General features: G+C 35.3%; 27 protein-coding genes. 12 read left to right on the forward strand and 15 right to left on the reverse strand.

What is annotated here, in order from left to right; translation table 11 throughout:
• Positions 1-8 precede the first annotated feature (8 nt).
• The 3 genes from M4I44_RS02095 (at position 9) to M4I44_RS02105 (ending at position 2,118) form a co-directional block, all read left to right on the forward strand.
• Positions 9-917: a TIGR01777 family oxidoreductase gene (locus M4I44_RS02095; RefSeq protein WP_249966382.1), complete on the forward strand. Its 909-nt coding sequence runs from the start codon at positions 9-11 to the stop codon at positions 915-917.
• Positions 918-1,199: 282 nt separating this feature from the next.
• Positions 1,200-1,655, forward strand: a complete 456-nt coding sequence (locus M4I44_RS02100) for an SRPBCC family protein (RefSeq protein WP_249966383.1) — start codon at positions 1,200-1,202, stop codon at positions 1,653-1,655.
• A 64-nt stretch (positions 1,656-1,719) separates the two neighbouring features.
• Positions 1,720-2,118 (forward strand): DUF1090 family protein, encoded by a 399-nt coding sequence (locus M4I44_RS02105; RefSeq protein ID WP_249966384.1) that lies wholly within the window; start codon positions 1,720-1,722, stop codon positions 2,116-2,118.
• 65 nt (positions 2,119-2,183) lie between these two features.
• Here the strand turns inward: M4I44_RS02105 and M4I44_RS02110 are convergent, their stop codons facing one another.
• The gene (locus M4I44_RS02110; RefSeq protein ID WP_249966385.1) at positions 2,184-2,996 is read right to left on the reverse strand and encodes a hypothetical protein; all 813 of its coding nucleotides are present in this window, start codon (positions 2,994-2,996) and stop codon (positions 2,184-2,186) included.
• Between the two features lie 135 nt (positions 2,997-3,131).
• Between M4I44_RS02110 and gcvP the strand changes: the two genes are divergently transcribed.
• The 6 genes from gcvP (at position 3,132) to M4I44_RS02140 (ending at position 10,615) form a co-directional block, all read left to right on the forward strand.
• Positions 3,132-5,981, forward strand: coding sequence for an aminomethyl-transferring glycine dehydrogenase (gene gcvP / locus M4I44_RS02115; RefSeq protein ID WP_249966386.1), 2,850 nt, complete (start codon positions 3,132-3,134; stop codon positions 5,979-5,981).
• A 329-nt stretch (positions 5,982-6,310) separates the two neighbouring features.
• Entirely contained in the window at positions 6,311-7,369 is a 1,059-nt protein-coding gene (locus tag M4I44_RS02120; RefSeq protein WP_017495091.1) for a 3-oxoacyl-ACP synthase III family protein, read from the forward strand.
• A gap of 190 nt (positions 7,370-7,559) precedes the next feature.
• Positions 7,560-8,087 carry a methyltransferase gene (locus tag M4I44_RS02125; RefSeq protein WP_017495092.1) on the forward strand — a complete coding sequence of 176 codons (528 nt, stop codon included), beginning with the start codon at positions 7,560-7,562 and terminating at the stop codon, positions 8,085-8,087.
• A 92-nt stretch (positions 8,088-8,179) separates the two neighbouring features.
• Positions 8,180-9,034, forward strand: coding sequence for a glycosyltransferase family 2 protein (locus tag M4I44_RS02130; protein WP_249966387.1), 855 nt, complete (start codon positions 8,180-8,182; stop codon positions 9,032-9,034).
• A 73-nt stretch (positions 9,035-9,107) separates the two neighbouring features.
• Entirely contained in the window at positions 9,108-9,857 is a 750-nt protein-coding gene (locus M4I44_RS02135) for an ABC transporter permease (protein WP_017495094.1), read from the forward strand.
• Positions 9,854-10,615, forward strand: a complete 762-nt coding sequence (locus tag M4I44_RS02140) for an ABC transporter ATP-binding protein (protein WP_017495095.1) — start codon at positions 9,854-9,856, stop codon at positions 10,613-10,615. The genes M4I44_RS02135 and M4I44_RS02140 overlap by 4 nt, the downstream gene beginning before the upstream one ends.
• A gap of 104 nt (positions 10,616-10,719) precedes the next feature.
• Here M4I44_RS02140 and M4I44_RS02145 read toward each other — a convergent pair whose 3' ends face one another.
• The 12 genes from M4I44_RS02145 to M4I44_RS02200 all read right to left on the reverse strand — a co-directional run bounded on the left by M4I44_RS02145 (position 10,720) and on the right by M4I44_RS02200 (position 19,474).
• Complete coding sequence (locus tag M4I44_RS02145; RefSeq protein WP_249966388.1) at positions 10,720-11,313, reverse strand: SprT-like domain-containing protein; 594 nt, start codon at positions 11,311-11,313, stop codon at positions 10,720-10,722.
• 72 nt (positions 11,314-11,385) lie between these two features.
• Entirely contained in the window at positions 11,386-12,063 is a 678-nt protein-coding gene (locus M4I44_RS02150; protein ID WP_017498767.1) for an SDR family oxidoreductase, read from the reverse strand.
• Positions 12,064-12,099: 36 nt separating this feature from the next.
• Entirely contained in the window at positions 12,100-13,077 is a 978-nt protein-coding gene (locus M4I44_RS02155) for a M20/M25/M40 family metallo-hydrolase (protein ID WP_249966389.1), read from the reverse strand.
• Between the two features lie 28 nt (positions 13,078-13,105).
• Positions 13,106-13,762: a hypothetical protein gene (locus M4I44_RS02160; protein ID WP_249966390.1), complete on the reverse strand. Its 657-nt coding sequence runs from the start codon at positions 13,760-13,762 to the stop codon at positions 13,106-13,108.
• 3 nt (positions 13,763-13,765) lie between these two features.
• The gene (locus M4I44_RS02165; RefSeq protein WP_017498770.1) at positions 13,766-14,800 is read right to left on the reverse strand and encodes a hypothetical protein; all 1,035 of its coding nucleotides are present in this window, start codon (positions 14,798-14,800) and stop codon (positions 13,766-13,768) included.
• A 10-nt stretch (positions 14,801-14,810) separates the two neighbouring features.
• Positions 14,811-15,521, reverse strand: a complete 711-nt coding sequence (locus M4I44_RS02170; RefSeq protein WP_249966391.1) for an NRDE family protein — start codon at positions 15,519-15,521, stop codon at positions 14,811-14,813.
• Positions 15,509-15,997, reverse strand: coding sequence for a DinB family protein (locus M4I44_RS02175; protein ID WP_249966392.1), 489 nt, complete (start codon positions 15,995-15,997; stop codon positions 15,509-15,511). Before M4I44_RS02175 ends, M4I44_RS02170 begins: the two co-directional genes overlap by 13 nt.
• Positions 15,998-15,999: 2 nt before the next feature.
• Positions 16,000-16,389: a DoxX family membrane protein gene (locus M4I44_RS02180; RefSeq protein ID WP_070907936.1), complete on the reverse strand. Its 390-nt coding sequence runs from the start codon at positions 16,387-16,389 to the stop codon at positions 16,000-16,002.
• A 4-nt stretch (positions 16,390-16,393) separates the two neighbouring features.
• Positions 16,394-16,852 (reverse strand): YHS domain-containing (seleno)protein, encoded by a 459-nt coding sequence (locus M4I44_RS02185; RefSeq protein WP_249966393.1) that lies wholly within the window; start codon positions 16,850-16,852, stop codon positions 16,394-16,396.
• 6 nt (positions 16,853-16,858) lie between these two features.
• Entirely contained in the window at positions 16,859-17,455 is a 597-nt protein-coding gene (locus M4I44_RS02190) for a peroxiredoxin-like family protein (protein WP_249966394.1), read from the reverse strand.
• A gap of 93 nt (positions 17,456-17,548) precedes the next feature.
• Positions 17,549-18,226: a Crp/Fnr family transcriptional regulator gene (locus M4I44_RS02195; protein ID WP_017498776.1), complete on the reverse strand. Its 678-nt coding sequence runs from the start codon at positions 18,224-18,226 to the stop codon at positions 17,549-17,551.
• Positions 18,227-18,331: 105 nt separating this feature from the next.
• Positions 18,332-19,474 (reverse strand): acyl-CoA dehydrogenase, encoded by a 1,143-nt coding sequence (locus M4I44_RS02200; protein ID WP_026110222.1) that lies wholly within the window; start codon positions 19,472-19,474, stop codon positions 18,332-18,334.
• 490 nt (positions 19,475-19,964) lie between these two features.
• Here M4I44_RS02200 and M4I44_RS02205 point away from each other — a divergent pair, with 490 nt between their 5' ends.
• From M4I44_RS02205 to M4I44_RS02215, 3 genes are all read left to right on the forward strand, one after another.
• Positions 19,965-20,540, forward strand: coding sequence for a chalcone isomerase family protein (locus M4I44_RS02205; RefSeq protein ID WP_017498778.1), 576 nt, complete (start codon positions 19,965-19,967; stop codon positions 20,538-20,540).
• Between the two features lie 143 nt (positions 20,541-20,683).
• Positions 20,684-21,910: a Glu/Leu/Phe/Val dehydrogenase dimerization domain-containing protein gene (locus M4I44_RS02210; protein WP_017498779.1), complete on the forward strand. Its 1,227-nt coding sequence runs from the start codon at positions 20,684-20,686 to the stop codon at positions 21,908-21,910.
• 241 nt (positions 21,911-22,151) lie between these two features.
• The gene (locus tag M4I44_RS02215) at positions 22,152-23,048 is read left to right on the forward strand and encodes an energy transducer TonB (RefSeq protein WP_249966395.1); all 897 of its coding nucleotides are present in this window, start codon (positions 22,152-22,154) and stop codon (positions 23,046-23,048) included.
• A 136-nt stretch (positions 23,049-23,184) separates the two neighbouring features.
• Here the strand turns inward: M4I44_RS02215 and M4I44_RS02220 are convergent, their stop codons facing one another.
• Positions 23,185-23,580: a biopolymer transporter ExbD gene (locus M4I44_RS02220; RefSeq protein WP_026110223.1), complete on the reverse strand. Its 396-nt coding sequence runs from the start codon at positions 23,578-23,580 to the stop codon at positions 23,185-23,187.
• Positions 23,581-23,583: 3 nt separating this feature from the next.
• Positions 23,584-24,276: a MotA/TolQ/ExbB proton channel family protein gene (locus M4I44_RS02225; protein WP_017498783.1), complete on the reverse strand. Its 693-nt coding sequence runs from the start codon at positions 24,274-24,276 to the stop codon at positions 23,584-23,586.
• Positions 24,277-24,318 lie beyond the last annotated feature (42 nt).

Genomic DNA, 24,318 nt, shown 5'->3' on the forward strand with positions numbered 1-24,318 from the left:
ACACAACAATGAGCAAACTCATCATCGCAGCCGGAACAGGATTTCTGGGACAGGTTTTAATACATCATTTCAAAAACAAATTTGAAGAAATTGTTATTCTGACTCGAGGGAAATCGCAAATCATTGATGGAATAAAATATGTAAACTGGAATGCCAAAACTTTTTCAGGCTGGGAAAGCGAACTGGAAAATGCCACGGTATTAATTAATCTGGCAGGTAAATCTGTTGATTGTCGCTATACTTCAAAAAATAAAAAAGCAATTTTATTGTCTCGTCTTGAAAGTACAAAAATTTTAAACAAAGCCGTTTTGAATTGTAAAAATCCACCAAAACATTGGCTCAATTCGTCAACTTCCACCATTTACCGTTTTTCTTTAGACAAACAAATGGACGAAGTCGAGGGCGAGATCGGAAATGACTTCTCTATAAATGTGGCTCTCTCATGGGAAAAAGCTTTTTTTAAAACAGAAACTCCAAATACCCTGAAAACGGCATTACGAACATCAATCGTTTTGGGAAAAAACGGCGGTGCTCTCCTTCCGTTAAAAACTTTGGCTAAAATAGGTTTTGGAGGAAAACAAGGAAAAGGAAATCAATGGATCAGCTGGATTCACGAAGATGATTTTGCACGTGCAATCGAGTTTATAATAAAAAAAGAGATGACCGGAAAAGTAAATATCGTTTCGCCAAACCCTATTTCAAATACTGACTTTATGCAAAAGCTTCGAAAAGCAATTGGTGTACCTTTTGGAATCTCACTCAACCAATTATTTTTAGAAATCGGGTCTTTTTTTATTCGAACAGAAACAGAACTGGTTTTAAAGAGCAGAAATGTGATTCCGAAACGACTATTAGAAAAAGGTTTTGCGTTTAAGTTTGAAAATATTGATCCTGCTTTTCAGAACCTCTTATCCTGAAAGAAACGAAATACTGTACTGAAACCAGAAAAGCTACAAAAATCACTTTGTGCTAAGTCTCGTATAGTCCCTACAGGACAGTTATGCAGAGTGGCGAAGTAGTTTTACCAATATGTAATCTCTCCGAGATAGGATATATTATCATTATATCGCTCCTACAGGAGCAGTTTCACGGATTGAAGTGTGGTGATTAACTAAAATTAAATATATGAGGCAATTAATCTCGGGGAGATTACATATTGGTAACACTCATATCCCCAACCTAAAAAAATGATACCGAAAATGACGGTCCTAAACCTTACAACCCGAATAAAAGCCTCTCAAAAATCGGTTTTTGATGCTTCAAGAAATATTGATATTCATCAGCAATCTGCAAGTCCATCAAAAGAAAAAGCAATTGCCGGCGTAACATCCGGTTTAATCCATTTAAATGAAACAGTAACCTGGCGTGGCAAACATTTCGGTTTTTATCTCACTCACAAAAGCCGAATTACAGCAATGAAACCTTATACCTACTTTGTCGACGAAATGGAGCAGGGCAAATTCAAATCTTTCAAACACGAACATTTTTTTGAAGAAAAAGACGGATTTACTATCATGAAAGATAAACTGCAATATGAAACTCCATTTGGAATTTTGGGTGAACTTTTTGATATTTTATTTTTAGAAAAACATCTAACGAACTTCCTTTTGGAACGAAATAAAACACTCAAAATAGTTTCGGAAAAAAAACTTTAAATTTCTTACTTTTATAGTCAGACACGATTTTCGAGAATCCGTAAACTAACTAAAACTAAACTTTATGACATTAAAAGCGAAAATACTATCGGTTGTTTTTTTTACTATTTCTTTCATCGGATTTGCACAAAGCAATTGCAAAACACTAAAAGGCTGTGAAAGAAAACTATGTGAATTAAACATAAAATTGATTGCTGCCAAAAAGGCCGGCAATCAAAATCAAATAAAAGGAGTTGAAGAAGCTATCTCGAAAACCAAAAAAAACTGTACAACAAAAACAGTAAACAAAGACCTTAACAAAAAAGTTCAGGAAAAACAGCAAAAAGTCAAGGAAAGAACCGATGATCTAAACAAAGCCATAAAAGATCAGGAAAGTAAAGAAAAAATTGATAAGAAAAGAAAGAAACTAGCCGAAGCTAAAGCCGACCTGAATAAAGCCCTCGAAGAACAAAAAACGAAGTAAGATTTTATTTCACTCCTAAGGAAACCGATGTATGCGCATCGGTTTTTTATTTTAGGAAAACTACTTTAAAGAAACAATATCATCAGCCACCAAAATATCGGTACACTTTCCACCCAAAAAGAAGTATAATATTTGGAACGATTGGGTTTTGCAAATGCAATAAATAACATCAATACAAAAATCATAATCAGATTGATAAAAGCATCATGATAATTAAAAGTAGAAACAAAAACTTCTAATCCCCAAAAAGGAATCAGCAATAAGAGTCCTAAAATTTTGGTTCGTTTTACCCCGATTGTTTGAGGAACCGTTTGCAAATGTGGATCGTCATTGGCCAAATCGATAATTTCAAAAACCAAAACCAGAACAAAAACCAAAACAAAACGCTGAATGCATTTTATAAAAAAATCACTGGTAAAAGGAATTTCGGCATTTATCAAAGGTAAAACTAAGGTAGCGCCCACCCAGCAAACTGCTACGATATAAATTTTTACCCCAGCCCAATTTCGTGCATTTCTCCGATTCGGAAAAAACGGAAGGGTGTAAAGTGCCGTTATTAAAAAAATCACAATTGAAACAATTTGAGTAATCCGCTTCAACTGAAAAAAATAATAGCCCACCAAAAACAGTGAAATAAAACTCAAAATGGCAATAATTTTCAACTGGTTTCCGATTTTTTTCTTTTGAACACGAACCAAAACATCGTATTTAACAAAATTATACCCCACAATTGTTCCAAAAAAACCAAACAATGCCATCGACTCATCGTACTGAATATGAAACACATGAAAGGTAATCCGAATGAGTGCGTAACATGATAAAGCCACATGAATACTGCCATTCAGGTAAAAATCTAATATGTACTTTAACACTTTCATTATTCAAATCTAATCAATTATTAAGAAACCATATCTTTAATTGAAAATTTCACAAAAAATGAAGTTAAAAATGTGCATTAAATTATTATTAATACTTAATTTTGCGCGACTAAAAAACAACACTTTTACTACTATATGAAAACAGATGCTTTTGCTTTAAGACACATTGGTCCAAGAGAAACAGATCTTCAACACATGTTACAGACTATCGGAGTTGAATCGATCGAACAACTTGTTTATGAAACCCTTCCGGATGATATTCGTTTAAAAGCACCATTAAACTTAGATCCGGCTATGACGGAGTATGAGTTTGCAAACCATATTCAGGAATTAGGAAAGAAAAATAAAGTATTCAAATCATATATTGGTTTGGGTTACCATCCAACAATCGTTCCGGCTCCAATTCAAAGAAACATTTTTGAAAACCCGGGATGGTATACAGCTTATACTCCTTATCAGGCTGAAATTGCTCAAGGTCGTCTTGAAGCTATTTTAAATTTCCAGACTACGGTTATTGAATTAACTGGAATGGAAATCGCCAATGCCTCTTTATTAGATGAAGGAACTGCTGCTGCAGAAGCTATGGCGTTATTATTTGACGTTCGTACACGTGACCAAAAGAAAAACAATACAAACAAATTCTTCGTTTCTGAAGAAATTTTGCCACAAACTTTATCTATTCTTCAAACACGTTCAACTCCGGTTGGAATTGAATTAGTAGTTGGAAACCATGAAACATTTGATTTTTCAAATGAATTTTTCGGAGCTATTTTACAGTACCCAGGAAAATACGGTCAGGTAAACGATTACAGCACTTTTGTTGCTAAAGCAAAAGAAAATGAAATTAAAGTGGCCTTCGCTGCTGATATTTTATCATTAGCTGCTTTAACTTCTCCTGGAGAAATGGGAGCTGCTGTAGTAGTTGGAACTTCACAACGTTTTGGTGTACCAATGGGTTATGGCGGACCTCATGCTGCATTCTTTGCCACTAAAGAAGAATACAAACGCTCTATGCCGGGCCGTATCATTGGTGTTTCGATCGATGTAAACGGAAACCGTGCGTTACGTATGGCGTTAGGAACTCGTGAGCAACACATTAAACGTGAAAAAGCGACTTCAAATATTTGTACTGCTCAGGTATTATTAGCGGTTATGGCCGGAATGTACGCAGTTTACCACGGACCAAAAGGGCTACAATACATTGCAAACAAAGTTCATGCATCGGCGGTTACTGCTGCTGAAGCCTTAAATAAATTAGGAGTTTACCAAACCAACACTGCTTACTTTGATACTATTTTAGTAAAAGCTGACGCTCAAAAAGTAAAAGCTGTTGCGGAGAAAAACGAAGTAAACTTCTTCTATCCTGATGCCGAATCCATTTCGATTTCATTTAACGAAACGACTTCAATTGCTGACATCAACCAAATTATTGCCATTTTTGCTGAAGCTTTAGGAAAAGAAACTTTTACCGTTTCTGAATTATCTGAGGCAAGTCAGTTACCGGCTTCATTAGAAAGAACATCTCCTTTCTTAACACATGATGTATTCAACAATCATCATTCAGAAAGTCAGTTGATGCGTTACATCAAAAAATTAGAACGTAAAGATTTATCATTGAATCATTCGATGATTTCATTAGGTTCTTGTACAATGAAATTAAACGCAGCTTCAGAAATGCTTCCTTTATCAATGCCGAACTGGAACAGCATTCACCCTTTTGCACCAGTTGAACAGGCAGAAGGTTACATCACCATGCTTAAAAAATTAGAGCAGCAGTTAAATGTAATTACCGGATTTGCGGGAACAACATTACAACCTAACTCAGGAGCACAAGGAGAATATGCCGGTCTAATGGCTATTCGTGCTTACCACATGTCAAGAAACGATGGTCACCGTAATGTATGTTTGATTCCTTCATCAGCTCACGGAACCAATCCTGCTTCTGCAGCTATGGCCGGAATGAAAATCATTGTAACCAAAACTACTCCTGAAGGAAACATTGATGTAGAGGATTTAAGAGAAAAAGCGATCGAACATAAAGATGATTTATCTTGTTTGATGGTAACATATCCTTCTACTCACGGAGTTTTCGAATCTTCAATCATTGAAATTACTAAATTAATCCACGACAATGGCGGATTAGTATATATGGATGGTGCTAATATGAATGCTCAGGTTGGTTTAACTAACCCGGCTACAATTGGCGCTGACGTTTGTCACTTAAACTTACACAAAACATTCGCTATTCCTCACGGTGGCGGTGGACCTGGAGTTGGACCAATCTGTGTGAACGAAAAACTGGTTCCTTTCTTACCAACAAACCCAATCCTTAAAGTAGGTGGTGAACAAGCGATTACAGCCATTTCATCTGCACCTTACGGATCAGCTTTAGTATGTTTAATTTCTTACGGCTACATCACAATGATGGGTGGTGAAGGATTAAAAAGTGCTACTGAGCATGCAATTTTGAACGCTAACTACATGAAAACACGTTTCGAAGGACACTACCCAATTCTTTATACAGGAGAATGCGGAAGAGCGGCTCACGAAATGATCTTAGATTGCCGTGCATTTAAAGAAAACGGAATTGAAGTTGGTGATATCGCGAAGCGTTTAATGGATTATGGTTTCCATGCTCCTACCGTTTCTTTCCCGGTTGCCGGAACTTTAATGATTGAACCTACAGAATCTGAAGATTTAGCAGAGTTAGATCGTTTTTGTGATGCTCTTATTTCAATTAGAAAAGAAATTGAAGCTGCAACAGCTGATGATAAAAACAATGTATTAAAAAATGCACCTCATACATTAGCAATGTTAACTGCTGACACCTGGGATTTCCCTTATTCAAGAGAAACAGCAGCTTACCCATTAGAATACATTGCCGACAATAAATTCTGGCCATCAGTTCGTCGTGTAGATGACGCATACGGAGACAGAAATTTAGTTTGCAGCTGTGCTCCTATTGAGGCTTATATGGAAAACTAAAAATTAAGTTTTTCTTTTAATATATATTATCCAAATCCGACAGGTTTTAAAAACCTGTCGGATTTTTTATTTCAACACTTTTACATGCTTCTGTTTCATTTGTAACAAATCAAAAAAAACTTTTTACTCTAAGAGAAAAATTACACCAATAAACCACCGATCGCAAACGTTTGAAATCTCGCTAAAATCTATAATTCATTATAAAATAACCAATATATCTCCCAAAAAATTACTATTCCTCAATTATATGCGTGCATACTATTTTTTATGATAGTTATCATGATTTTATTTATACTTTAGCCCTAAATTTACCGGACAATAAAGGAATAATGAAAATAAAAATAATAGGTATAGGAAGTTACATTCCTACTCAAGAAGTAAGTAATACTGACTTTGGTGATCATGTTTTTTTAAATGAGGACGGAACTCCTTTTGGTTACCCTAACGAAGTTGTAATAAAAAAATTCAAAGGCATCACTGGTATCGAAAATCGTCGTTATGCCGAAGACCAACATACCTCATCTGATTTGGCCTTTTTTGCCTCCGAAAAAGCTCTTGAAAATGCTAAAATAGATCGCGAAACCTTAGACTACATCATTTACGCACATAATTTTGGTGACGTAAAAGCGGGAACCCATCAAACTGATATTCTTCCAAGTTTAGCAACACGTGTAAAAAACAAACTAGGTATTAAAAATCCTAAATGTGTGGCTTATGATATTATTTTTGGCTGTCCGGGCTGGATTGAAGGTGTCCTGCAGGCCAATGCCTTTATAAAATCAGGCATGGCAAAAAGAGTGATGGTAATTGGTTCTGAAACACTTTCAAGAGTAGTTGACGATCACGATCGCGATTCTATGATTTACTCAGATGGTGCAGGTGTTTCTATTTTAGAAGCTTCTGATGATGAAGCAGGATTACTATCTTATGAAAGTGCTACTTTTGCAACTGATGAAGCCAACTACCTATTCTTTGGAAAATCATACAACCCCGATTTAGATCCGGACATTAAATACATCAAAATGTACGGACGTAAAATTTACGAATTTGCCTTAAGTCAGGTACCATGTGCGATGAAAAGCTGTCTTGATAAAAGTGGAATATCCATTGATGAAGTGAAAAAAATTCTGATTCATCAGGCCAATGAAAAAATGGATGAAGCCATTATTGCCCGTTTTTATAAACTATACGAAAAAACACCTCCTGAAAACATTATGCCAATGTGCATACATGATTTAGGAAATTCCAGTGTTGCTACAGTACCAACTCTTTATGATTTATTGATACAGGGGAAACTGGAAAATCACGAAATAAATAAAGGTGATGTTGTTATTTTTGCCTCTGTTGGGGCAGGAATGAATGTCAATGCTTTTGTTTACAGATATTAGTTTTAAGTCGCAGTTTTCAGTATTCAGTCTCAGTATTCAGTAGACTGCAAACTGAGACGGAATACTGTGACTAAATACTGCGACTGTAAACTAAAAAAGTCCGTAACCTATGGTGCGGACTTTTTTTAGTATATTTGCGACCTAATTATAAAATCAAGAACGAGAAATTGTTTCGTTCCTCGCAATGACTATGTACGAAAAAACGTTTCCCAATAAAAGATTCAAACTTACTTTAGAATTTTTACAAAAACACGTTAAAACATCAGAGACTATTTTTGATTTTGGTGTACCAAATCCATTCTCTAAGATAATGGAAGAAAATGGTTATACTGTAAAAAATACAAAAGGCGAAGATCTGGACAACGATCAAACGGCTTTACAAACGGAAGAATATAGTGTTTTTACCGCTTTTGAAATTTTCGAACATTTGCTAAATCCCTATACTATTCTGCAAAATGTAAAATGTGATAAATTGTTAATATCAATTCCATTACGTTTATGGTTTTCATCTGCATATCGTTCTAAAACTGATATGTGGGACAGACATTATCATGAATTCGAAGACTGGCAATTGGACTGGCTTTTAGAAAAAACAGGCTGGAAAATTACTGATCGTCAAAAATTCACGCATCCGGTAAAGAAGTTTGGTTTCAGACCTTTATTGAGATATTTTACTCCACGATATTATATTGTTGTGGCGGAAAAAATAAAAGCCTAAAGTCAAATTCCAATAAAAAAATTCCAAATTCCAATTAAGCCCGTTTTGATTGGAATTTGGAATTTAAAGAATTGGGATTTAAATTGAAAATTATGAAGTATTACATCGTCATCCCGGCTCACAACGAACAAGATTTAATTGGCTTAACCTTACAGTCTTTGGTTTCACAAACTGTTTTACCATCAAAAGTTGTTGTGGTAAATGACAATTCAACAGATCGAACAGAAGAAATCGTACTGGGTTTTGCAAAAGAAAATCCTTTTATTTCTGTTGTAAACAAAACATCAGATGCCATTCATATGCCGGGAAGTAAAGTGATTCAGGCGTTTCAGAAAGGCTTAGAAACTTTGGATTCCGACTATGATATTATGGTAAAAATAGACGGTGATCTTATTTTTCCTTTCAATTATTTCGAAACTATTATCGCACATTTTCAGTCTGATTCAAAAGTAGGAATGGCGGGAGGTTTTTGTTATATTGAAAAAAATGGAGACTGGATTTTAGAAAACCTTACCGATAAAGATCATATTCGCGGAGCACTCAAAGCCTATCGCAAAGAAACTTTTCAGCAAATTGGAGGTTTAAAACCTGCTATGGGCTGGGACACTGTAGACGAACTTCTTTGTAAATATTACGGATGGAAAATTGCCACCGACGCTTCTTTACACGTAAAACATCTAAAGCCAACCGGTGCCAACTATAACAAAACGGCCCGATACAAACAAGGCGAAGCATTTTATACTTTAGGATATGGTTTCTGGATTACCGCAATCGCATCGGCTAAACTGGCCATGATGAAGAAAAAACCATTTCTCTTTTTGGATTATATCCGTGGATTCTGGAAAGCAAAAAAAGCAAAAACGCCATTACTCGTTACTCCCGAACAAGCTAAATTTATTAGAAATTATCGTTTGCAGAAAATGAAACAGAAGTTTTTTAAATCTTAAAAAAATTAAAAAACTGTAAACTGAAACTATAAACTGTAAACTAATCCTTAATTTAGCCAATATTTGTAAAACTATGATGCTAATTCGTTACTTATCCCAGGTTGGGAAATATTTTTTAATGCTGAAAGAGATTTTCAATAAACAGACTAAATGGCCTGTTATGCGACAATTAATTTTTAAAGAAATTGATGATTTGATTATTGACTCTCTTGGTATCGTTTGCTTTATCTCTTTCTTTGTTGGAGGTGTTGTTGCGATTCAAACGGCTTTAAACTTAACTAATCCTTTAATCCCAAAATATTTAATCGGTTTTGCTACACGTCAATCTGTGATTTTGGAGTTTGCTCCTACTTTTATTTCGGTAATTATGGCCGGAAAAATGGGATCTTTTATTACTTCAAGCATCGGAACTATGCGTGTTACAGAGCAAATCGATGCTTTGGAAGTTATGGGTGTAAACTCTCTTAACTATCTTGTTTTCCCTAAAATTATTGCTTTACTATTATATCCTTTTGTGATTGGAATCAGTATGTTCTTGGGAATTTTTGGTGGATGGCTTGCTGGTGTTTACGGAGGTTTTACGAGCAGCAGTGACTTTATTATTGGAGCCCAAATAGAATTCATTCCTTTTCACATCGTTTATGCTTTTATTAAAACTCTAATATTTGCTATGCTTTTAGCTACTATTCCTTCTTTTCACGGTTATTACATGAAAGGTGGCGCACTAGAGGTAGGTAAAGCCAGTACAGTATCGTTTGTTTGGACTTCGGTTTCAATCATTCTTTTTAATTATATACTAACACAATTGTTACTAGGATCATGATAGAAGTAAAAAATTTAGAAAAATCATTTGGCGACAGCAAAGTTCTGAAAGGTGTTTCGACAGTTTTTGAAACTGGAAAAACGAACTTAATTATTGGACAAAGTGGATCCGGAAAGACTGTTTTATTAAAAAGCCTGCTAGGAATTCATACTCCCGATAATGGAACTATTGAATTTGATGGCCGTGTTTATTCAGAACTGGATCCGGATGAAAAAAGAGAATTAAGAACTGAAATCGGAATGGTTTTTCAGGGAAGTGCTTTATTTGATTCGATGACTGTTGAAGAAAATGTCGCTTTCCCGCTAAAAATGTTCACAAACGATAACAAGGCTAAAGTCAAAGAACGTGTTGATTTTGTTCTGGAAAGAGTAAACTTAATTGATGCCCATAAAAAATTACCTTCTGAAATTTCAGGAGGAATGCAGAAGCGTGTTGCGATTGCACGTGCAATTGTAAATAATCCGAAGTACTTATTTTGCGATGAACCTAACTCCGGTCTGGACCCAAATACCTCTACTCTGATTGATAATCTGATCAAAGAAATTACAGAAGAATATAACATTACAACCGTTATCAATACCCATGACATGAACTCGGTGATGGAAATTGGTGAGAATATCGTATTCCTGAAAAAAGGAGTTAAAGCGTGGCAGGGAACTAAAGAAGAAATCTTTAGAACGGATAACGAAGCCATTGTAAAATTCGTTTATTCTTCTAATCTGTTTAAAAAAGTCCGAGAGGCTTATTTGAAAGGATAAGATTTTAAAATTCCAAATTCCGTTGGAAAACTCAATAAAAAAATTCCAAATTCCAATACTTATGCAGTTGGAATTTGGATTTTTTTTATTGAAATTTTCTTTTATTAGATTATCTCCACTTCGGCATTTGGATTGAACAGGTATGTTTTTCCTGAGCTAATTTCGATGCATTCAAAACGTTTGGTTCTAACGGCCAATTTCTTGAATGTTTTACCATTTTTAATCCTGAATACACTTCCATAGGGGATTTCAAAAATATAGTTCTTATCGTTGTGTGCATCGTATTGTTTTAAGGCCAAAGACAAGGTCGTATCGGTATCACTACTTGCTGAAGGGTTCTTAAAATGTCGGGCTAATAACGGCAATAAAGTACTTGGGAAAATCTCAGGACGAATAAAGGGAACCATCATTCTTTGAAAGGTAAACTTCCATTCATTTCCATGAGGTTTAATATTTCTGCCAAACTTTTCAAACGCCACTAAATGCGAAATTTCATGAATCAGCGTGATCAGAAAACGATATTTATTTAAACTTGCATTCACCGTAATTTCATGTTTGCCACTAGGCCCTCTTCTGTAATCCCCATGGCGCGTCTGACGCTCATTGACGATTTTCAGATGAACCTGATTGGCAACAATCAAATCAAAAACAGGCCTTACAGCATGCTCCGGTATATATTTTGCAAGGGTCTCGTTCACTATAAGTTAAATGTTATTTGTAAAAAGGGCTTCGACTTCGCTCGGCCTGACATATATGTTTGGAATTTTAGCTTATGGATTGGTGGACGAAACTTCTAAAACCTTTCCGTTAAAATATTTATTTCCGTTAAGCGTAAAATCATAAATGTAGGTTGCCATTCCTTCGGCGGATATTGGCGCCTGATAACCAGGGAAAGCTTCATTTAGCATTTCGGTCTGAACGGAGCCCAGTGCCAAAACATTAAATGAGATTCCTTTTTCTTTATATTCTTCCGCCAGCAATTCGGTTAAAGTAATTACAGCTCCTTTACTGGAACTATAAGCCGCTAAACCTGCAAATTTCAGACTTCCTCTTACGCCGCCCATAGAACTGATGGTAACCACATGGCTTCCGCTTTGAAGATAAGGAAGACAAATACGGGTTAAGTTGGCAACCGCAAAAACATTCACTTTATAAATACTTTCAAAATCGGACTGAGTGGTTTCGGCAAAAGGCTTTAACAACAATGCACCTGCGTTATGAACCACCGCATCTACTCTATTCCAGGCAGACGAAAGAAATTGATCTACTTCTTGTAAAGCCGCTTCATCTGACAGATCTACTGACAAACAGCTAATGTTTTGATGCTCCAAAAGAGCCTGAGGTGTTTTTCTTGAAATTGCCAAAACCTGATGACCTGCATTGGCAAACTGCAATGCCAATTCGTAACCAATTCCACGACTGGTTCCGGTAACAATAATATTTTTCATAAAGCAAAAATAAGCAAATCGAATAAAAGGACAGAATTATTTATTCATTGTAATTTCCTCAGTTGGTGTGATTGCAATTTTGGTCACTGCCGGCAGAAACTCCTGAATAAAAGAAGTCATATGTGAAATATCCATTACTTTAAATTCGTCTGAGACATGATGGTAAAAGTCGAAGTTTTCGAAGTCGAAAGTACTTATAGACTGACATGGTTTTTTGAATGCCTCATAAAAAGAATAATTATCCGATCGGTAAAACAGTTTGTACTCTGCTTCTTTCGGTAAAAAACCAATAGTCTTTTTACCCGTGTATTCGTTTATTTTCGCAGCCATATTGGTTTTGTCAAAACCGGTAATATAGGCCAGATAGTCCCGTTTCATAGGTACACCAATCATTTCGATATTCAATTGTGTGTATAAATTAAAATTTTGCTTTTTAAGTTTTTGCACCAAACTTTTAGAACCTAACAATCCTTTTTCTTCTCCGGCAAAAAACACAACAAGAATACTGCGTTTGTTCGATTTTGTTTCGCTAAAATACTTTGCCATCTCTGCAACTGCTGTAACTCCGGACGCATCATCATTCGCTCCGTTAAAAACAACATCTGCCTGTTGTTTTTTCTCTAATCCGATGTGATCGTAATGCGCACTTAAGACCACAAATTCTTTTTTCAGCACAGGATCGGTTCCTTCTATCACTCCCACAATATTATAGGCTGGTGTTTTAAAGTTCGTCAACGTGTCTTTATAGGTAGTAAAATAAGGTGTCACATGGTTCTTCTTTAAAAAATTTTCTAAAAAAGCGGCTGCCTTTTCGATACCTTTTGTGCCTGTTTCACGACCTTCCATCTCATCGGAAGACAATTCTTTCAGAAAATCTGAAACCTCAGATTCTTTTACTTTATAGGTTACTTCAATAGGTTTTGAAACAGCTGTTGAAGATGTAGTGTTCACTGTAACGGGATTTGATTTACAGGCCAGAAAAACAAAAGGAAGTAGAATATAAAGTTTTTTCATAAAGAATGATTTAATTGCGCTTCAGGAGCTAAACCTCTAAAGCGGTCGATTTAAAATATTTTTTATACACTTTAAATACCTGAATACTCCCTAAGACCATAAAAAATATCGGAATAAAAACAGGCATCACGTACCTTGATAATGGATTACTTTTCTCAAAAATAGTCTGTAAAACCACAATCAGGCTTAACATTCCCAAAAAAATACCAATCAAAGTTCCTGCAATATAATAATATTTTAACTTTTTTTCTACGACAATATGCTTTCCGTTAAGCAAATACAGATTCCAGCTCGTCCAGAAAGGCAGCTGTAAAAAATTGAAACAATTTAAAATCATTCCGATGACAAATGGTGAATACCCTAAATACTCCCTTAATTTATCGTTTGATTTTTCGGCTTGATGAAACCCATAATAAAAGAGAAAAGCCAGAACAAACATAAACCCAATAGCAAAAAAATCAATTAGCTTCATTAATTTTTTATTATCGATTAGTTCTCTGGCAAAAAGCAAAGTAAAATAAATGACAAAACTTTCGACAAAAATGACTCCGAACAGAAAGAAAACCAAATTAAAAAGTCCTGATTTCGAATAAATCTCCAAACCTACTACGTTCAAATATCCTAACGGGATCGATCCGATGAAGCTCACCAAAAATCCAACTGAGATATTCTTTAACCTTTTCATTTTTTAAAAATTTATAATCTTACTGTTCTGAGCCAAATGCAATTTATATTCCCGGATTCCAACTTTGTAATTCAGATATGGGACTCCCTTTTTATGATTCGCAGCACTGATCTCATACATATAAGTGATGTGTCTTGCCAATTCTTTCCAGGCAAACCAAACAGAATGTTTAGGATCATAAATATGTGTTGGTTCACTGGCTGCCCCGTTAAGTTCTACAACCTGAAATTTTTCTCCACGTTCTAATTCTTCGAAAGTGTTGTACATAATATCAAAACGCCCAAAATAAAATTCCGGAACCTCTTTAGCAATTTTATCAATCATTGCGGTTAACTTTGGTGTGATCCAATCGCTTCCATCTAAAAATTTTGCGCCACGAGCATGATTCCCGAAAGGAACCAAATTTACTCTTTCACCATATTTCAAAACCTGCTGCAGTTGATCTCCGTATTCCTCTTTTAAAACATCAAGCTGCAATTGAAATCTTGGCGTTTTACAGATTAACCCTTCAATAGTCGAGATTCCGTCACCGGTAACAATTAAAAATTCTTTCGAAACAATTCCGGTAATTTTGCCTTCTTTTTGGTGTGGGTGACGCACGTAAAAAATACCAACTTCATTTTTAAATGGAATCAAATTCTGCAATAAAAAATCAAAATTTGCTTTTCCGGCATATTCACTCAACTCAAAAACATTTCTTATTTTTTTCACACCAGACCCCCTTAAACCGATATCAGGTTTAGCGATTAAAGGAAAATAAATTCTGTTTTCGACTATTTTTTCTGCAATCTTATTTAGATCCGTATTCTCTTTGATCAAAATAGTATTGGGATAACATTCTCTGGGAAGCAAATCATAAATTTGTTTTTTACTTTCCATTATAAACCCGCCGTTTTTTATCTTCGGATTAGACGCATTAAAGAAAAATACTGATCTTGCTTTGATCGCATAATAGGCCCAAAGAAAATAAATAGGAACGTACAGCACTTTAAAAGGCCAGTACTCCCAATTGGTTACTTTATGAAAAAATAGTTTCATCTTTACTACATTAAATACTTATAAAAGAAGTCGAGAACTCCTTTGTCTTAATTAAATCGCAATACTTCATAGTACCTTTATTCTGCTTGATTACCACCTGAGTTATGCTAAGTGTTTTCAAAACATTTTCTCTATTAATGACCAATCCGTTTTCAGAATCATCATTTTGAGTGTTTTTATGAAAATCTAAAATATCGGCAGAGAAGATTTCATCCTTACCCTCTAAAAAATCAAAAAACCAATTGGAGCGTTTCTTTCTAATTTCCGGAGAATATAAAGTTACCGATGACCAGATGTGATTCTTTGAACTCTCCAACAGAGTCTTAATTTTTACCAGACCATCCCAAATCAGTTCATATAATTCTTCATTTTGATACAAAACCAATGTAAACGGTTCGATATCTTCCAGATTAATTTCATCCCAGAAATCCTTAGGTGACGAACTCGAAATCATATCGAGAGCAATCAGTCCCCTGCTTTTTCTATACAAAAATGAAATCCGATGCTTCTCTGTACCTCCATTCAAAAGTACCAGCACAGTTCCGTTTTTATCTACGGCAAACCACGTCCCTCCCGCTTTTGAATCTTTCGGGTACATCACATTTTTACCATTATGGCAATAGTTTCTGGGTGCAATAGCTTCCGGACGGATTACTTTTTCATCCCGATTTGAAGTAATCATTACCACTCCGTTATGGTTGACGAAACTTACTGTACACATTGTTTTCTGTATTCTATGGTGGAACGGGCCACACCAAAATTCTCATGAATCAAAACATCTTTAAACGGCATAACGGCCACTTTGATCAAAGCCTGATGGTGGATGCAATGCTCCAGATTGTATAGCAATTCTCTGTAATAATTGCTTTGAATTCGAAGGGCAAGCCCGTCTATTACCTGTTCTAAATAAATGGTTTTGTTCTCACTTTTCAGATTTGCTTTTATTCCGGTTATAAGTTCTTTTGCAAACGCCGTTTCCGTTTGCATTCGAATATTTCTCTCACGGTTATCGTAATTTACAACTCCTGAATTGTAACCCTTTTCCAGACCTATAAACATTTCCAGAATGTGTCGCAAATGCTCGCCAATTGTTGCATTGTTGAGAGCAGGGCAAGGTCTTGCATAATCTGTATCTGTCAATTGACCTAACAGATCATCGAGTTCATCTAAACTGTGGCGTATTGATTTTAGTAACATGGCTATTTTAAATTTAGAAGATTAAACAATTTACTTTTATTGAAATAAAGTAATCCTAAACAACATAATAAGGTGATAAGGGCCAGTAAAAAAAGTAAGCCTCCATCATTCTGGACTGAAATTCCCAAAACAAATAAATGAGATAGAATAGCACCCGCCATCACTCCACATCCGCCCAAAGCTCCAATCCATGTTGTTTTTGGAATTAAAATTAAAATCGCAACAACCAATTCGGCTATTCCTGATCCAATTCTTCCGTATGGTTCAATTCCTAAAGTCGAGAAAATATAAATGCTTTCTTCTGCTCCGCTGAATTTAAAAAATAAGGTTTGCAACAAAATTCCGGCTGCTATAATCCTTAAAGCCCAGATTATTTTTTCTGATTTTTCCATCTTGTTACCTGTTTATTTTTTTCCAGTTCTCGTCGGCTTGCTTTTTCAGATTAGTCTGATTTTTATTCCAGCTTTTCAAAGTATTATTAAAATAGGCATTGTAAAACAAATAGAGTTTACCGTCGATAATTTTAAAAGTTTCCGGATTTATTTCCACTTTCTCTCCGGAACTTCCCAGAGCATAGGCACACCAGCCTCCGTATTGCGGTTCATATCTTGAGGGATTTTTTAAAAATTCCTGTTTATTTTCGTTGGAAGAAAATTTATAAATCACTCCCTGATAAGAAGCTGATAATTCATTCTTTCCTTTAATCGCTTTTCCCGGACTAAAATAGGCCACAGGATCATAGCCCTGAATGGCTACTTTATTTTCCAGATTGTACTGACTTATTCTTTTCGCATCATTCTGAGCAAATGAAATACCCGAAACCAAAATCAATACAAAAAATAACAGCTTTTTCATCTTGTTTTATTTTAGGTTTTTTAATACTGAAACGAGTAATTCAGTCGAAATGCGATGCTTAAAGTCAGGAGCAATATACTCGAATGCAATCTCACCATTTGGATTCACAACAAAAACTGACGGAACCGGTAAGAAACTTTTATTGACTCCTTTAGAATGTACGTTAATTACTGATTTATAGTTTTCAGGAGCTTCGTAAGCAATTCCAATCGCTTTGGTAAATTCTCCTTCAGAGTCAGAAAGCAAAGTATATTTTACTTTATCTTTTTCTTCTGTAATTTTTAAATGCTCCGGAGCATCAGGACTTATTGCAATAATCTGGTATCCAAGATCCAGAATTTGTTTTTCTGCTTCAGCTAAAGCCTGAAGATGCATATTACAATAAGGGCACCAGCCACCGCGATAGAAAACTAAAACCGTTTTTTTCTTTTCAAGCAAATCAGAGATTTTTACCGCTGCATTTTCAACTGATTTTAATGTGGTATTTGGAATTTTCTCTCCTATTAATAAAGGAGCAATATCGGTCGCCATTTTAGGAAGCGAACTTTGCGCAGTAGCAACAGTACATAAGGCTACTAGAGCAATAAAAAATAATTTTTTCATAATTTTTAACTTTACATCTTAATTTGATAATGTAAAATTACGGTAGTATGAAAAAGGCAAATGTCGGCTAATTTACACTTAGCTTAAAATAACTTAGATTTTGGTAATATCAACAATAACAATCTCTTTTCTATTGTAATGTATCAGCTTATTCGTTTCCATCTCGTTCAGCAATTGGGTTGCCGTTTGTCTTGAAGTACAAATAATTTGTGCAATATCATTCTGTGTCAAATAGTTTTCCATCTTTACCGAATTCCCTTCCGCTACTCCTTCCTTATCTGCCCAGTCTTTAAGAAACTGATACAATCTGGTTTTTGCATCTTTAGAAACTAAATTAGCATAACTATTTTTAATACGTTTCATTTTCAGCCCCACAAATTTGGTATATGAAAGTGCGAGCGTTGGATTTCTCAGTAATAAATCTTCGAAATCTGACATCAGGAAGCTGCAAATCGCAACATCATCTGAAAGTACTTTTGCATATTCTTCATTTTTTGCATCTGTTTCCAAAGTTAATTCGCCAAACAAATCCCCTTTCTGAATGATGTCTTTTATGGTTTCATTACCTTCTTCATCAATAGATACGATTTTAATATTTCCTTTTTTGAGTAAAAATATGCGGGGTAAATCTGAAGTAGAAAAATAAATAATTTCTCCTTTTGACGCTTTTTTAAAACCTGTGATAATGCACAATTGTTTGATCTGTGAGTAACTCAAAGTTCTAAACAATTTATGGTCTCGTAAATACCAGTATTTTAAATCTTCGTACATAAAAAGTTTATTTCTGTAAATATAACGAAATTAAAATCCAAACAAAAACCCTTTCAGACATTGGGCAGCCTGAAAGGGTTTTGATTATCTAAGTTTCGAAGAGATTTATCCCGCAATAACGGCTCTTGAAATTACAATTTTCTGAATTTCTGAAGTTCCTTCGTAAATCTGAGTAATTTTTGCATCACGCATTAAACGCTCTACATGATACTCTTTTACGTAACCGTTACCTCCATGAATCTGAACCGCTTCAACGGCAGTATCCATTGCTACTTGCGATGCAAACAATTTTGCCATTGCACCACTTACATCATAATTTTTATGCTGGTCTTTATCCCAGGCTGCTTTCATACACAAATGACGCGCTGCTTCAATATTAACCGCCATATCTGCCAATTTAAAAGCAATGGCCTGATGGTTGCAGATTTCAGTTCCGAAAGCTTTACGCTCTTTAGAATATTTCAAAGCCAGTTCATAAGCTCCTGAAGCAATTCCTAAAGCCTGAGAAGCAATTCCGATACGACCTCCTGCAAGCGTTTTCATGGCAAATTTAAATCCGAAACCATCTTCTCCAATTCTGTTTTCTTTAGGAACTTTTACATCACTAAACATTAAAGAATGCGTATCAGAACCACGGATTCCCATTTTTTGTTCTTTTGGTCCAATAGAAAAGCCTGGCATGTCTTTCGTCATGATCAAAGCGTTGATTCCTTTGTGTCTTTTCTCCGGATCCGTTTGTGCAATCACTAAATAAACAGATGCTGTATTTCCGTTGGTAATCCAGTTTTTTGTTCCGTTTACCAAATAATGATCTCCCATATCAACCGCGGTTGTTTTTTGAGAAGTCGCATCACTACCCGCCTCAGGCTCACTCAAACAAAATGCTCCGTGAATCTCTCCCGATGCTAAACCTGGTAAATACTTTTGTTTTTGTTCTTCAGTTCCAAATTCCTGCAGTCCCCAACAAACTAATGAGTTGTTTACAGACATCACTACAGAAGCTGAGGCATCTACTTTTGAAATTTCTTCCATCGCAATTACATAAGAAATGGCATCCAGTCCGCTTCCTCCATATTTAGGATCAACCATCATTCCAAGGAATCCTAATTGCCCCATTTTTTTTATTTGTTCTGTCGGAAAAATTTGTTTTTCGTCACGTTCAATAACTCCCGGCAGCAATTCGTTTTGAGCAAAATCTCTTGCAGCTTGTTGAATCATTAAATGTTCTTCGGTAAGATTAAAATCCATAGTTATCCTTTTTTATTTTTCTCAGCTTAACCCGATTTAAAATATCGAAATTAAGATGACGGTTATTTTTGTTTTGTTTTTTTGAATTGCTTTTTTGTAAAAAGGCTCCCAAAGATAAATTTTAAAAGTGAGTTTAACAATGCGCGCATATAAATTTACTAGATCGGCAATAATTACGATAACGTTTTCGTTATAATCTTAAAAATTTAGCGTAACACGCATCAAATTTGCAATCATTACTCTAAAAAACAAGAATAAAATACAGGATCAAAAAAGTCCGATCTCTAAAATTTTAGTAAAGTTTAGTTGCTCAAAAGATTAAACAATTCTTAAAATATACGGCTTCCCGTAAAATAACTCTTACTAATTTGATTACTAATCTTATACAAACAAAAAAAGCAAAATTGAGTCAAAAAAAACATATTTAAGAACGCTATAAAATTAATAAATTAACATTATTTTTGCTCAATAATTATAATTTCCATAAAACATGAAAAAAAGTTTACTTCTACTTACATTCCTTTTTAGTATACAATTCTCAACCGTTTCAGCCCAGACTCAGCTTGATGTGAATGGCGTAACGGTTCCAAGAAAAATTGAATTTCAGGGCAAAACTTTACAGCTTAATGGTGCTGGAGGCCGATCAAAAATGTGGTTGGAAGTTTATGTTCAGGCCTTATATTTATCGCAGCTAAGTCAGGATCCTCAATTTATTATTGACAGCGATACCGAAATGGCAATCCGAATTGAAATTACTTCTTCAATGGTTTCTTCAAGCAAACTTACTAAAGCGATGAATGCCGGTTTTGAAAAATCTGCGTCAAGCAATCTTAATCAATTGCGTCCCCGAATCGAAGAATTTAAAACTTTTTTAAGTGACATGATTACTGAAAAAGATGTGTTTGTTCTTGCTTATAATCCGCTGGACCAAACCATCAATGTATACAAAAATGAAGTTTTAAAAGGAAAAATTCCCGGGTTTGATTTCAAAAAAGCATTATTCGGAATCTGGCTTTCAGACAAACCTGTTGATGAGACATTAAAAAAACACTTATTAGGAATATAATTTGTTAGATTTATAAAATTCAAAAGCCGAAAACGTATTGTTTTCGGCTTTCTTTTTTCGCTTCCATAAAATTTTGACACGAGATACATTATTCGCATTATTCTATTTTATACTTTTACACAAACTAAACATATCTCAACAAAATGAAAGATTTATTACAGCAATTTGAAAATAAAGCACCTGAAATTGTTTTTAACTGGAAAGATTCCGAAACAGAAGCCGAAGGATGGACTGTTATCAACTCACTGCGCGGTGGAGCTGCGGGTGGAGGAACAAGAATGAGAAAAGGCTTAGATATGAATGAAGTTTTATCGTTGGCCAAAACTATGGAAGTTAAATTTTCTGTTTCAGGACCAGCCATTGGAGGTGCCAAATCAGGAATAAATTTTGACCCAAATGATCCACGTAAAAAAGGAGTATTACAACGTTGGTACAAAGCCGTTTCTCCTTTATTAAAAAGTTACTACGGAACTGGAGGAGATTTAAATGTAGATGAAATTCACGAAGTAATTCCAATGACCGAAGAATGTGGTGTATGGCATCCGCAGGAAGGTGTTTTCAACGGACACTTCAAACCTACCGAAGCAGATAAAATTAATAGAATCGGACAATTGCGTCAGGGTGTTATCAAAGTAATCGAAAACCCAAAGTTCTCTCCTGATGTAACCCGAAAATATACGGTTGCCGACATGATTACCGGTTATGGTGTTGCCGAAGCGGCTCGTCATTTCTATGCCACTTACGGTGGAGACATCAAAGGTAAAAAAGCAATTGTTCAGGGATTTGGAAATGTAGGTTCAGCTGCCGCTTTCTATTTGGCTGAAATGGGTGCTAAAGTAATCGGAATTATTGACCGTGACGGAGGATTAATTAAAGAAGAAGGTTTTTCATTTGAAGAAATCAGAACTTTGTTTTTAAATAAAGACGGAAACAAATTAGTTGCCGATAACATGATTCCATTTGACGAAATCAACACTAAAATCTGGACAATTGGTGCCGAAATCTTCACCCCTTGTGCAGCTTCAAGATTGGTAACTCAGGAACAAATCGATAACTTAATCGCAAATGGATTAGAAGTTATTTCATGTGGAGCAAACGTACCTTTTGCTGATAAAGAAATTTTCTTCGGTTCTATCATGGAAGAAGTGGATAGCAAAGTAAGTTTGATTCCTGATTTCATTTCAAACTGTGGAATGGCAAGAGTTTTTGCTTATTTCATGGAGAAAAAAGTTCAGATGACGGACGAAGATATCTTTAATGATACTTCAGAAATTATAAAAAATGCGATTGTTAAAGCTCACACTTTAAATCCATCCAAAACAAATATCAGTGCAACTGCTTTTGAAATTGCATTGAAACAATTAGTATAATTTTTTTATACTTTATCAAAACGGGCCAGATGAACATCTGGCCTGTTTTTTTTTATGTTTCACACTGATTCAGCTGATCCTTTTGATTCAGCTTCCCCATTAATTACAAAACCTGCGCAAATCAGCTAAATCGGCGTGCAAAAAACAGTAAGCCACAAAATCACCCACTCTTCTATTCTAAACAATTTTTACTACTTTTAAGCGTTTTTTATATAATACAATTTCAAAATTCAAAATAAAAATGAGTTCCATTTCTTCAGATCAAAAGAAATCCTTACTACTCACTACTGCTATTTATGCAGTACTAATTGCGTTGTTATTTCTCATACGCTTTTGGCCTCCTTACAATCCGGAGAACAATGTGGCTTTGGCTTCTGGCGGAGGTGGCGGAGGTGTTACGGTAAATTTTGGAGACAGCGATTTAGGCTCGGGAGCAAATTATAAAAGTGAAGTTTTAAATGTAAAAAACGAAGCCCGACAAACTCCAGCAAAAGCAACACCGGACGAAGCAATTTTAACTCAGGAAAATACCACAACCGATGAAAGTGTTGCAATTCCAACAAAGGAAAAACCAAAAAAAGCAACACCCGTTGTAAAACCGGAAGTAAAACCGATTCCTGAAAAACCAAAAGTTTCCAATTCTACAAACGATGCTTTATCAAGTATTTTAAAAGGATCGAATAAAGGTGGTGATGGCGACGATAAAGCAGCTGGAAACAAAGGAAAAGCGAACGGCAGTCTAAGTTCAAACGGATATTATGGAACGGGAGGTTCGGGAGGAGGAACTGGCGGTGGCAACGGAACCGGAAATGGAATTGGTACCGGAAGCGGTTATGGCCCCGGAAGTGGCGGCGGCTCCGGTGGAGGATCTGGATATTCACTAAACGGACGCAAAGCACTGTCTAAACCGGCACCAAAATACACCTGCAATGAAGAAGGAAAAGTAGTGGTAGAAGTTACTGTAGACCAAAATGGTAAAACCATTAGCGCAACTGCGGGAATAAAAGGAACAACTAATACGGCAAGCTGTTTACTGGAGCAGGCAAAAATAGCGGCATTGAACACAAAATGGTCAGCAGACGACAAAGCAGCCGCAAAACAGGTTGGAAAAATAATTTACAATTTCAGTCTGGATTAAACACAAATTGCACAGATTTACATAAATCTGTTTCCATAAAAAAGGCTTTCATAATTTCCTGAAAGCCTTTTTTATTTTCATCAAGTAGTTTATTCTTTTTTCTGTCGTCCCAAGAGGACAAAACTGTGTGTTTATCCTACTTCGGACTGGTAGCAATAACAAACTTTAAATTATTCTTTACTCCTATTTGCAACACATCAACTAAATCCTGAACCTGAAGATTAAACGGAATTCGAACCACCACGGTTTGCTGTTTGTCAGCTCCAATTTTCGACATTAAAGTGGTTTCCAAAGCATCAAATTCAACAGGTACTTTGTCGATATAGAACTTTTTGTCTTCGGTAACAGACAAACTAATTAATTGTTTATTTGTTTTTTCATTGGCTTTCGCTTTCGGCAATGTCATTTTAATCACATTAGGATTCGCAAGTGTTGATATAATAAGGAAAAACAACAACAGGAAAAACATAATATCACTTAATGACGATGTCGCCACTTCAGCATGAAACCTTCTTTTTCTCTTAATAGACATACCTTATGCTCTTTGAATTATATTGACAAATTCTAATATTTGTTTCTGAATCTTCAACGCAAAATCATCAATCTTTCCATTCAGTAAATGATAAGCACTATAGGCAATAATCCCCACAATTAGTCCGGAACCCGAGCTGATCATTTTCTCATACAATCCTCCAGAAATATTTCCAATACTAATATTTTCAGTAACCGAAATACTGTAGAAAATCTTAATTACACCCGAAATAGTTCCGATAAAACCAAGCGTTGGAGCAATCCCGGCAATAAGTCCCAGATGTCCCAAATTTCTTTCCATTTCACCAATTTCAATATCAGCGGCACGATCCATGTTAGATTCAATCTCAGCAATTGGCCTTCCAATAACCAGCACACCTTCTTTCAGAATATTTCCTGCTGCTGTATCACTTCTTTCCACAATAGTCCTGGCTAATTCAATATTTCCGGCATTTAATTTATCTCCCACATCCTGTATCAATCGGGAATCGATTCTTGATGCTTTTTTGATATATAAGTAACGTTCAAAAATGATATAAATAGTATAAAATAATAATAGTGCAATCGGAATTAAGAAAACTCCTCCTTTCATAATAAACCCAAACATTGAAATTTCATTTTCAGGTGCAATCTTTTCGATAACTACGTTTGAGGCATTTGCGATGGTATCAGCTTGTAATTGAATGTAGCTAAACATATATTAATTCTTGTTTTTAATAATTAATTCTAAAAAATATTT

The sequence above is a fragment of the Flavobacterium sp. B183 genome (assembly GCF_023539155.1).
GTDB lineage: Bacteria > Bacteroidota > Bacteroidia > Flavobacteriales > Flavobacteriaceae > Flavobacterium > Flavobacterium tructae.